The sequence below is a fragment of the Flavobacterium tagetis genome (assembly GCF_016735615.1).
Lineage (GTDB): Bacteria > Bacteroidota > Bacteroidia > Flavobacteriales > Flavobacteriaceae > Flavobacterium > Flavobacterium tagetis.
Genome location: NZ_JAERSF010000003.1, coordinates 246,209 through 258,353 on the forward strand (window position 1 = coordinate 246,209; position 12,145 = coordinate 258,353).

The window sequence follows — 12,145 nt, forward strand, 5'->3', positions numbered from 1 at the left end:
AATTATTTGCTAAAGAGTAAAAAAGCAATGATAAGCGTAATGATGATATTAAATAACTGTGCGATTAAGAAAGTAATCAGAGGTTTTTTGCTATTGTTTTGAAGCAAATCTTTGAAATTGGTTTCTAAACCGATACTTGTAAATGCCAAAGCAAACCAAAGTCCCTGCAGATTCTTTAAACTTTCTTTTACAGTTTCTCTAGTTTCGGGTGTAATAAAAAAAGAGAAAACTATAGAAGCGCCAATAAACCCAATAACAAATTTTGGAAAACGTTCCCAGATGACATAAAGTGATGGTTTTGATTCTAAAACTTCTCCCGATTTGTTGTGTGTATAAGTCCAATAAATAGAAATGGCAAAAGCAGCAATTCCTAATAAAACGTTTTGAGAAAACTTTACAATGGTACTGATTTTTAATGCCGTTTCGCCAACCAAAGTTCCAGAAGCAACCACAGCGCCAGAAGTATCAATGCTTCCTCCGAGCCAAGCTCCTGTGACTTCTTCAGGAAAATTAAAATATTTAGCAATCATAGGCATAAAAATCATCATTGGAATTGCTGTGACCAAAACGATAGAAATTACATAAGATAATTTTTTAGAATCTCCTTTTATAGCTCCAGAAGTTGCAATCGCCGCCGAAACGCCACAGATAGAAACAGCACTCGAAATCATCATAGTTAATTCATCATCAATTTTTAATTTTCGGCAAAGCCAAAAAGCGAAATACCAGACGGATAAAACAACAACCAAAGCTTGAATTAACCCTAAAGATCCTGCTTTTAGAATGTCTGAAAAAATAACACTCGAGCCCAATAGAACCAAGCCAATTTTGACAAAAAGCTCAGTTGATAAAGCAGAACGAAACCATTCTGGAAGGTTGAATAAATTTCCAATTATTAATCCGATTATTAAACTGAAAATAACTGCTTCCAGATTTAATGCTTTGATTTTTGCATTTCCGGCAAGAATTAACGCAATTAAGGTAAGGAAATAAACTATTGGAAATGCAAGAATGAAATTTCTAACTGATTTTCCAACTAAAAAAGTTCCGATAATTCCAATTAAAAGGAAATAAATAAATTGGAGCCCTATAATTTGAAGGTTTTTGATTTGGAATACATTGGCAATTAAATCAGTTTCGTTTGTCCATTTAAAAATGGGAACTTCTGGAAGAAAAATAAAAAGTGAGATTCCGATAATGAGAAAACCGAGAATAACGACAGTCCAATCTTCGTGAATGGTAAATTTTGTTGCGGTTGACATTTGATTTTTTTCTTTCCTGCAAGGTTTCTAAAACCTTGTAGGTATTAAATAATTATTTCGAGCAGTTAAAAATTAAACCTACAAGGTTTTGGAAACCTTGCAGGTATCATGAACTGTGCTTACAAATCAACAAAGTACTTCTGTTTTCCAAAATTGAACTCATAATACGTCAAGTTTGGCCAAAGAGGTTTTATTAAACCATTTTCCCAAGTTTGCAGCGCAGTTTGCAATTCTTTTACCTTTTCAGGATTTTTTTGTGAGAGGTCTGTTGTTTCCGATTTATCTGAGGCTAGATTATACAGCCATTTTTCTTGTGTTTTTCCGCTAATGATTAATTTCCAGTCACCGCTTCTAATGGCTTTTGCATCGCCAGAACGCCAGTATAAATCTTTGTGCGCTGTTTTATTTTCATTGACCGTTTTCACTAAATCTACTCCGTCATAAACTCTGTCTTTTGGTAAATCAGAGCCAATCGCAGCTGCAATAGTTGTGAAAAAATCTAAAGTACTGACAGGCTGTTTGTATATAGTGTGCGGTTTTATTTTTCCTTTCCACGAAAGTGCAAACGGAACATTGATTCCGCCTTCAAAATGCGAAAATTTGCCACCCTTTAAAGGTGCATTTGTGGTAGCAAAAGTATAATCAGCACCACCGTTATCGCTGGCAAAAATGATTAAAGTATTGTCTTCAAGTCCTTCCTTTTTTACTTTCTCACGAATTCTTCCAATCGCATCATCTAAAGCACTGATCATGGCAAAATAAACACGTTTATTTTCGTCTTTGACATTCGAAAAACGATCGTAATATTTTTTGCGAACCTGAAATGGCGTATGCGGCGCGTTAAAAGGAATGTAAAGCAAGAAAGGTTTGTTTTTATTTTTATCAATAAAAGCTTCGGCTTCTTCAGCAAATTTTTCAGTTAAATAGGCTTTTTCGTCAATAACAGTAGTATCGCGACGAATTTTTCCGATTCCGACACGTCCATTACCCCAAATCATTTTATCGGTAAAATCTTTATGATGATGATTAATGATATCGGGATTGTCGTCTTCTGGAACATACAATGAAAATGCTTGATAAAATCCGTAATGATAATCGAAACCACGGTCTAAAGGAAAGAAACCTTTGTTGTGGCCTAAGTGCCATTTTCCAATAATTCCGGTGCTGTAACCTTGCCTTTTGGCTAAATCGGCAAAAGTAATTTCAGATTTCGGAAGACCTTGTGTTTTGATAGAAGCTTCATTTGGGTAATTGATTTTATTATTCAATCTCCAACCATCGGTATTCAGTAAATACTTAAAAGCATAATATTCCAGATTGTTTTTAGGATAACGGTCGCCAGGCTGATATTCGTGTCCAAAACGTTCTTGATACCTTCCCGTAATTAATCCAGCACGCGATGGCGAACAAATTGCAGCTGAAGCGTAACCGTCAGTAAAAGTAACGCCAGAAGCAGCCAGAGAATCAATCTGCGGAGTAGGAGTCGATTTTCCGCCGTAGAGCGAAATATCATATTTTCCTAAATCATCAGCAAGCAAGATAATGACATTGGTCTTTTTTCCTGAAACTGAATCAATAGTTGGCTTAGATGCTAAAAAAGTTTTTTTACCCTCTGCCAGTTTCTGATCTTCTTGTATTAAAGTGCCATCGGTATTAATTGGCCATAATAAAAACGCTGCCAGAATGAGAAGCACTATTAAAATGGGGATAACAATTTTTGTTATTTTTTTATAGGTTGCCATAGTTTGCTTTTTGGATGGTTTGTATTAGTATTTTGTCATCCTGAGGAACGAAGGATCACAAAAGTAATTCCGCAATCAGAGTCGACAATCTTTGTAGATTTTCGAGTGTGATCCTTCGTTTCTCAGGATGACAAACTGGATGAAAAAACGTTATTTAGAAGCCAACGCAACATCAACTTCGTTTTTCAAATCGTTAATTCCTTCTTTCTTAAAAATAATTTTCCCATTTTCATATAAAATCAAAGTAGGAAAGACTTTTACCGTTTTTAAATCGGCAATAACTTGCGGACTATCTTCTAATTCAATCTCTACGATTTTTAAATTATTTCCGTATTCTGCTCTAATGGTTTCTAAAATTGGTTTCACTTTTTTGCAAGCACCACAGTATTTCGAACCAATATCAACTAAAACTGTTTTATTTTCAGCTATAATTTTATTGAATTCGGCTAATGACAATTTACTTTTCAGATTAGAATAAAAGGGTTTTCCGTTCCCAATCCAATTTGCAATTCCGCCCTCTAAACTATAGGCTTCTGAGAAACCATTTTTTAATAATTCTTTTTCTAAAGCAACACTTCTGCCAGCTCCGATAGAATAAATAAAAACAGGTTTTGATTTATCTAGTTTAGCAACAGATTGCGCATAATTTTCAGATTGAAGATTAAAGTTTACTGCGCCTTCAATATGGTTTAAAGCAAATTCTTCAGACGTTCTAGCATCAACAATCTGTGGATTTTTTTGGCTTTTTATTTTCGAATAAAATGAATCTAACGGTAAAGAACTGTGGTTTTCATTTTGTGAAAAAGCAGCAACTGCCCAAAAGAAGGCAATTGCTGTTATACTGGTTTTTAAAATTTGATTTTTCATCTTGAGAAATATTAAACCTGTTCTAAAACTGGTGCAGGAGTTTCTTCTATAGCTAACTTAGGTTTTGACGGAAGTGATAATACGCCTTCGGCAAGCGAACTTCCTTCTTTTTTAGATTTAAAAATTGGCCAAAGAAACTGAGCGTACCATTCTTCTTGTTTGTATGATTTTGTTCCGAACGATTTTGGATATTTACGAGTTATTAGTCCAGTTCCGAAAATGATATCCCAGATAAAAAACATATTTCCAAAGTTTCCTTTAAAATGTCCAACGCCATCTCCGCTTGTGTCTGCATGATGCGCTTGATGTGTTGCAGGAGTAGAAATCAGTCTTTCTAAAACCCATGCTATCGGATGTAATACTCTGTATTTGTAAAAAGGTTTATCCCATGGAATGCTTGAATGCGCTCCTAAAGTGATGAAACTTTTGATTACTAAAACAAATAAAGCAGGAAGCCCTAAACCTAAATAAGTTAAAGTGGCTGTCAAATAAATTTGAGAAAAGAAAATTGTATAAATAAAATTTTGTCTCGAAGCCATCGCCATTCCCATATATGGAGCTGAGTGATGTGTTCTGTGAAAACGCCATAAAAAAGGAACTTGATGATGCAATCTATGATACCAATACTGCGTTAAATCATCGGCAATTGCGATCAAGAAAAAGCCTCCCCAAAACGGAACCCATGATAATGAATTAGCCAGATTTGGTAATAAATAAGGTAAAGCTGTTAAACTGAAAAAAGCGATTACAGGAGGCAAAAGCAATTTTGGAGCTAAGAAACAAACAATGTCTATTTTACGTTCTTCGCCTGTCCATTCGTCATCGTATAGACCAGCGGCAAATTCTATGATTCCCAAAACGATCATAAATACCGTTAATCCCCAAGTTCTGATATTAGAAAAAACAGGTTGTGCAAATTCTAAAAATGAAGGCAGTGTAATATGCGATTCACTTATAGCTCCACCTGTTAATTTAAAATAAAGGTAAATTGCCACTACAGGCAATGAATAAATGAAGAAACTTATTGTTAAGTCTCTTGTTAGTTTTTCTTTTTGAACTATTGCCATGATTTCTTATTTTAAAAATTGATTTACTACTGCTAATCCACCAGCCAGAATCGCTAGCGGAACTAAAAACAAGATTATCCCGACGACAATCTTTTTTCCTATAATTTCATAATCTACTCGTTTCATAATTATTCTTTTTTATAACCTGCAAGGTTTCTCAAACCTTGCAGGTTCTGTTATTAATTATTGGTTCCTCCAGGTTTAGTTGCTTGTTTGATTAAGTCAGAAACTGTTTTTCCTTTATCGGCACCAGTATTGTGAATTCTTCTGTTGTAAACATCCTGCCAGTCAATCAGTGGATATAGATTGTTTTCTTTTGCTTGTTCGTCAAATAATTTTTGAAGTTCAGCCAGTTTTTCAGGATATTTTTTCGCCAGATTATTACGTTCGTTAAAATCTTCGTTTAGGTTATACAATTCCCAAACATCAGTATCGAAGTTGCTTGGAGCAGGTTTTTCGTTGCTTCCTAAAGACTTTTTCACAGCAAAAGAATCTGGTAAATGCGCAGCCGAAGCTTTCCATCCGTCTTTATAAATGGCTCTGTTTCCGAAGATGTAGTAATACTGAACTTTGTGCAATGATTCTGCTTTTGGATTATCTAAAGAAGCTTGGAATGAAGAACCTTGAATAATGTCTTGTTTAATTCCTTTGATATATTCTGGTGCTTTAATTCCAGCAATAGCCAAAGTGGTAGGAAGCAAATCTGTCACGTGGCTATATTGATTTCTGATACCACCTTTGTCTTTAATTCCGTTGGGATAAAAAACAATCAACGGATTACGAGTTCCACCTTCTGAATGTGCATCTTGTTTCCAGTTTTTGAAAGGAGCATTTGTTGCCTGTGCCCATCCTAAAGGATAATTCGTGTTTAAACCTTTTGCAGTTCCGATTTCACCAATATTATTCAAATTGCTTTGGAAGTTTTCTTCATCCGTTTTTCCTTGAGCAAATAAACTTTGGTTGATTGTTCCTTGCAGAGTTCCTTCTTTACTAGCGCCGTTATCACCAATCGCAACAAAGATTAAAGTATTATCCAATTGTCCGCTTTGTTTTAAGTAATCTACAACTCTTCCAATTTCATAATCGGTATACGTTAAGAATCCTGCGTAAACTTCCATGAATCTTGCGTATACTTTCTTTTGGTCTGGAGTTAATTTTTTCCATTCTGTAATTAAAGCGTTACGATCTGGCAGTCCTGCATTTTGAGGAAATATTCCTAATTTCTTTTGGTTTGCCAATACTTTTTCGCGGTAAACATCCCAGCCTTCGTCAAATTTTCCTTTATATGGTTCAACCCATTTTTCGGCAACCTGATGAGGTGCGTGAACCGCTCCTGGCGCATAGTATAAGAAGAATGGTTTTCCCGGCGCTGCTTTTTGCTGTTTCTGGATATAGCTGATGGCTTTGTCAGTAATCAATTCATTCAAATGGCGTCCGTCAGGTTTAATGTGAACTTGATCTTCTACCAAATCAGGATTATATTGATCAGTTTGAGAACCTAAGAATCCGTAGAAATGATCGAAACCTTTTCCAGTCGGCCATCTGTCAAACGGACCTGCATCTGTTGCATCTTCATCTGGTGTAACTCCGTATTTTCCAACTGCAAAAGTGTTGTATCCGTTATCACGTAAGATTTCTGCAATGGTTCCTTTATCAGAAGGAATTCTTCCATCCCAACCTGGGAAACCTGCAGATAAAATAGTGTGCGAAAACCCACTTACGTGAACTCTTCCTGAATTTCTTCCCGTTAATAAAGCGGCACGGGTAGGAGCGCAAATTGCTGTTGTATGGAAGTTGGTATAACGCAAACCATTATTTGCCAGATTATCAAAAGTAGGAGTGTTGATCAATCCTCCAAAAGCGCTTGAAGCTCCAAAGCCAACATCATCCAAAAGAATCCAAACAATATTCGGAGCGCCTTTTGGTGCAGTTACAGGATCTGGCCAATATTCTTTAGAATCTGCTAAAGTTTTGCCGATAGTTCCTTTAAATTCTGTTTTTTCTTGTGCTATTCCCAATTGTGCAATTAGGAAAGCTGTAATCAAAAGCCCTTTCTTTGGGCTTTTGACAGCGATACTATTTTTAAAATTTTTCATTGTTTTATAGTTTTTTTAGTTAAAAGGTCCTTTTAATAATCAAGATTTTTTTAACACATAGAATCATAGTTTTTAGAACCGATAAAAGGCGTTTCACTTATTTCAATTCACATAGCAACTATGTGTGGAGAAACGAGTTTCTTTTTTGCTTTCTTTTTTAATAATTTAAAATCTATGTTTCTATGTGTTTAATTTTTTTTTAATATCCAGGATTCTGAGGTAATCCATCAGGGTTGATATTTCTCTCACTTTGCGGAATCGGATAAAGATTATTTCTTTCTGAAACTGAGTTTTTGGCTGTTACTTTTTTCACTTCGGTAACCAATGTTCCCCATCTTACCAGATCGTACCAGCGCTGTCCTTCCTGAACAAATTCCTTTTTGCGCTCTTCCTGAATTGCTGCTCTAAAAGAGGTCTGATTTAATCCAACTAAATCAACAGTTGCATCTGGAGTTGTAATAGGTTTTCCAAAAGCTCTTCTGCGAACTTGATTGATTAATTCGTATGCTTCGGCGGTTGGTCCTCCTTGTTCATTTATCGCTTCCGCTAAAGACAAAAGGATGTCCGCATAACGAATAACCGGAAAGTTGATCGCTACGTTTCCTGGAGTAGCCAAATTGGATAAATCCATGTATTTTTTGAAGATTGGTTTTGGAAAAGTGTATAGTGTTCCTGTTGCTGGGTTAAGCAATTGTTTGGCATAACTAACATCTCTTCTTTTATCTCCTGCAGCATAGATATCGTAAAATAAAGCAACGTCTGAAATAATATCTGCTGGCTCTGTCGCTGTAAAGCCAGTTAATGATGTTGCCTGAAAAGTGCTTCCGCTAGAACCATTTCCTGCTTGATTTGGCTCAAATTGAACCGAGAAAATATGCTCTTTTCCGTTCTTTTTTGTTTTAGTGAAAATATCTTGAAAATCTTCAAACAAAGCGTATCCGTAACCGCCATCGATTACTTCTCTAGATTTTGCAATAGCATTTGGCCAGTCTTTTCTAGTGAGATATACTTTTGCTAAAATCGCTTTTGCTGCTCCCGATGTAGCGCGTCCAGCATCTGTTGCAGTATACGTTTTTGGAAGAGCTTCAGCATCTGTTAAATCTTTAATGATTTGATTGTAAACTTCGTCAACCGTAGAACGATTTGTTTTTAAATCTCCTAAATTGATAGAAGTTGCTTCATGCAAAACAATTGGAACTCCACCCCAAAGACGAACTGCTTGAAAATATAGGAGACCTCTAATAAATTTAGCTTCGTTAATCAATCTGGTCTTGATCACATCAGAACCAGATACTTTCGGAATATTGTCAATAGAAACATTGGCTCTATTAATTCCATTATAAATTTGTCGCCAAGCCACTTGAACACGATCTGAAGTCGCATCATGCGTTAAACTGCTCAAAGCTCTAACCTGCGGATTGGTTGCTGAAACTCCCGCCGCCGCATAATCTGAAGCCATATCGGTTAAGAAATAAAGGTTTCTACCAAACAAACTCTGCTCGCCTGGATCAAGACTTAATGAAGCGTAAACAGCAGTTACACTGGCAGTAGCATCATCTTGCGTAACAAAATAATTGTCTTCGGTTACAAAAGAGGTAGGTGTTACCTCTAGATCAGCGCACGATACCAGTAGGCCAGCGCTTAAAAGGAATGTTATAATGATCTTTTTCATTTTGATATTTTTTTACTTAGAAAGTTACGTTCAAGCCCGAGATGAATGTTTTGGAGTTTGGATAAGAGCCAAAATCAATTCCGGGATATAAGTTGTTTTGTTCGTATGAACTTACCTCTGGATCATAGCCAGTGTACTTGGTCCATGTGATTAGGTTTTCTGCTGAGATGTAAACTTTTACGCTTTTTGTTCCCAGCTTTTTAGAAACGCTTTTAGGTAAAGTGTATCCTAATGTGATTAATTTCAATCTGAGGAAAGAAGCATCTTCTACGTATCGTTCCGAAACAATTCCTAGTGGTGAACTAGAAGCTCTTGGAATTTCATTACTTGGATTTGTTGGTGTCCAGCGATCATTTAGAGTCGCAGCCGCATTGGTTCCAAGTGTAGAAATTTCTAACTGCTGATTTAAAGCATTAAAGATTTTTCCGCCGTATGCTCCTTGAAAAGAGAAATTCAAGTCAAAATCATTGTATGAAACCGTATTACTGAAACTTCCAACAAATTTTGGCTGAGAAGTGCCTAAGTTTCCTTTGTCAAGAGCCGTAATTACACCATCTCCGTTTGTGTCAACATATTTTCTATCCCCAACTTTTGTATTCGCTAAACTGTTGATTTTAGGTTGTGTATTAACTTCTTCTTGCGTCTGGAAAATTCCGTTGGTTTTATATCCCCAAAAAGTTCCTAAAGGCAATCCTACTTTTACAATTACGGGTTGTTGTTGTAGCAAGGATCCGTTTGGCACTACAGGAAAAAACTCGTTTACACCATTTCCGATTTCTGTAACTTTATTTCTATTTAAAGAAAAAACGATGTTCGAATTCCATGCAAAGTTTTTTGTTTTTATATTTTCAGTTGTTAAACCAACCTCAAAACCTTTATTTTCAACTCCACCAATATTCTGAAGTACGGTTGCATAACCAGAACTCAAAGGCACAGGAACGTTGATTAAAAGGTCTTTTGTTTTCTTATAATAAACATCAAAAACAAAATTGATTTTTCGATCTAATAATGATAAATCCAATCCAACGTTGTATTGATTCGTTTTTTCCCATTTCAAATCTGGATTTGCCAATCGGGTAGGAGCAAGACCTGTGTACAAAGTTCCTCCGAAAGAATAATTTACAGAGCCCATTGAAGCCAGTGGAAGATAGTTTCCAATTTCTTGGTTTCCGGTGGTTCCTGCTGTAATTCTAAGTTTTGCTTCGGTTACACCTTTAATGTTGTTGGCAAATTCTTCGTCTGTAATATTCCAAGAAAATCCTGCAGATGGGAAATAGCCCCAAAGCGATTCTGAACCAAATCTAGAAGAACCGTCTGCACGTCCAGATAAAGTGAAATTGTATTTTCCTTTATAAGAATAATTTACTCTCGCTAACCAAGATTTCAGAACACTTTCGTAAGCATCACTATATGGTTTTACAGGAACACCATCTTGAATTGCGTTGTAAGTATTAGCATCATTAACAAAAGTTTGTGCACCTGCATTTACAACCTCGCCTTTTGTATATTGAAGCGTGTAACCTCCTAGAGCAGAGAATTTATGATCTTCGCCAAAATGAGTATTATAATTCAGCGTATTTTCATTCAAAACAGAACTTACCAATCTTTCACCAATAGAAGCTAGACCTTTTGTTCCTGCGCCAGTAGTGGTGTTTGAAGGCGCGTAATAATTTTGTTTTGTATTTAAAACATCGCCGCTTACAGCTACTTTTGCAGTTAATTCCTTATTGAATTTATATTCACCAAACAAACTGGTCAGAATTCTATTTAATTTGGTTTCGTTAGTTGTATTATCCAAATCGTTAATCGGATTCGGAACATAACCATTTACAGAAGTTGCGTAAGGATTGTTCGTTACATTATAACTCCCATCTGCATTTTTGATAGGAACAACCGGAGCAGTTAAAACAACGCTAACCAATGGGTTTGGATTTCTTCCAGCGGCCGCGCCACCATTTGTACCAACACCATTTGCAATCGAATTGGTATAATTGGCATTTACGCCAAATTTAAATTTCTGAGAATAATTTCTTTCATAGTTTGCTCGAAGCGAAATACGTTTAAAATCAGATCCTAAAACAATACCATCTTGATCAAAATATCCTGCAGAAATTGCATATCGTGATTTCTCATCTCCGCCTGAAAAAGACAAATTATGGTTTTGCACAGGTGCTGCAGTTACAAATGCTGCAGATTGCCAATCATAGTTTCCAGAAGTTTTTAAAGCTTCAATTTGAGCTGGTGAGAAAGAAGGTGCCTGTCCAATACTTGCCTGAACATCGTTTCTTAAACTTGCCCATTCGCTGGCATTCATTAACTTCAGTTTTTTTGAAATATTCTGAAATCCGAAATAGCCTTGGTATGAAATATTATCCTGTCCTTTTGTTCCTTTTTTAGTTGTAATAATTACAACTCCATTGGCACCTCTAGAACCATAAATTGCTGTTGCCGAAGCGTCTTTTAGAACTTCAATAGATTCTATATCAGCAGGATTAATGGTCGAAAGAACATTTACAGTTGCCCCAGCATAAGTTACTCCAGCTCCACTGTTGCTGTTATCGTTGTAAATTAAAATCCCGTCAACCACATAAAGCGGTTCGTTACCTGCCGTAATGGAGTTCCCTCCTCGAATACGAACACTTGAAGAAGCACCAGGACGGCCAGAACTTTGTGTGACTACAACTCCTGCTACAGCGCCTCTTAAAAGATTATCTGCGGATGAGGTTACCTGAGATAAATTGGCTTTTGGAACCGAAGCTACAGAACCTGTAATGTCTTTTCTCTTTTGAGTTCCATAACCCACAACTACTAATTCGTCTAGTTCTTGACGTTCTTCTTTAAGATTAATAATGACTGGATTTTTCTCAACAATGATTTCTAATTTTTTATATCCGATGTAACTTACAATCAAAGTATAAGGGAATTTTTGCCCTGTTTGAAAGTAAAATTTTCCCTCAGTATCTGTTACGACACCGTGAGTTGTTCCTTTAATATTAACAGAAGCGCCAATAATTGGCTGATTGGTAATAGCGTCTACTACAGTTCCGTCAAGTTTAGATTGAATAAGAGGCGTGGTATTTTGGGCTTGTATTCCTGCCGTTATAAAGAGTAACTGCAAGAGTATATATAGGTTTAATTTTTTTTTCATTTCTTTGTACTGGTTTTAAGTAATTAACAAGACGCCCTGAGCACTGTTTATACAGCACTCTAAAAAGTGTTCTTGATTTAGTGATAAATGTTCTTTAAGCCTCGCCATTTCTGTTGCCGCAGAAATGGCTTTTTTTATTTACAGCAACAGCTTTGCATTGTTTTCATTTTAGTTCTTTTAATTGTTAGTTATTTATTTAATTATTGAATAATACATATAGTTTCAAGAATCTGACCCCAACACAAATAAATGTATTGGAAGAGATCTTAGGTTAAATTCAGTAAATATTTT

Annotated in this window: 7 protein-coding genes; all 7 read right to left on the reverse strand. The window is 35.9% G+C overall.

All coding sequences use genetic code 11. The features are described 5' to 3' along the window. Positions 1-2: 2 nt before the first annotated feature. Complete coding sequence (locus JI750_RS15230) at positions 3-1,262, reverse strand: YeiH family protein (RefSeq protein WP_202003719.1); 1,260 nt, start codon at positions 1,260-1,262, stop codon at positions 3-5. Between the two features lie 119 nt (positions 1,263-1,381). Further along, positions 1,382-3,004 carry a sulfatase-like hydrolase/transferase gene (locus JI750_RS15235; protein WP_202003722.1) on the reverse strand — a complete coding sequence of 541 codons (1,623 nt, stop codon included), beginning with the start codon at positions 3,002-3,004 and terminating at the stop codon, positions 1,382-1,384. A gap of 150 nt (positions 3,005-3,154) precedes the next feature. Beyond that, positions 3,155-3,871, reverse strand: coding sequence for a thioredoxin domain-containing protein (locus JI750_RS15240; protein WP_202003725.1), 717 nt, complete (start codon positions 3,869-3,871; stop codon positions 3,155-3,157). An 11-nt stretch (positions 3,872-3,882) separates the two neighbouring features. Continuing rightward, positions 3,883-4,938, reverse strand: coding sequence for a sterol desaturase family protein (locus tag JI750_RS15245; RefSeq protein WP_202003728.1), 1,056 nt, complete (start codon positions 4,936-4,938; stop codon positions 3,883-3,885). Positions 4,939-5,117: 179 nt separating this feature from the next. Continuing rightward, positions 5,118-7,034, reverse strand: coding sequence for an arylsulfatase (locus JI750_RS15250; RefSeq protein WP_202003731.1), 1,917 nt, complete (start codon positions 7,032-7,034; stop codon positions 5,118-5,120). 199 nt (positions 7,035-7,233) lie between these two features. Next, positions 7,234-8,706 (reverse strand): RagB/SusD family nutrient uptake outer membrane protein, encoded by a 1,473-nt coding sequence (locus JI750_RS15255; protein ID WP_202003733.1) that lies wholly within the window; start codon positions 8,704-8,706, stop codon positions 7,234-7,236. Positions 8,707-8,722: 16 nt separating this feature from the next. Further along, a complete protein-coding gene (locus JI750_RS15260; RefSeq protein WP_202003736.1) occupies positions 8,723-11,854 on the reverse strand; it encodes a SusC/RagA family TonB-linked outer membrane protein in 3,132 nt (1,043 codons plus the stop codon). Positions 11,855-12,145 lie beyond the last annotated feature (291 nt).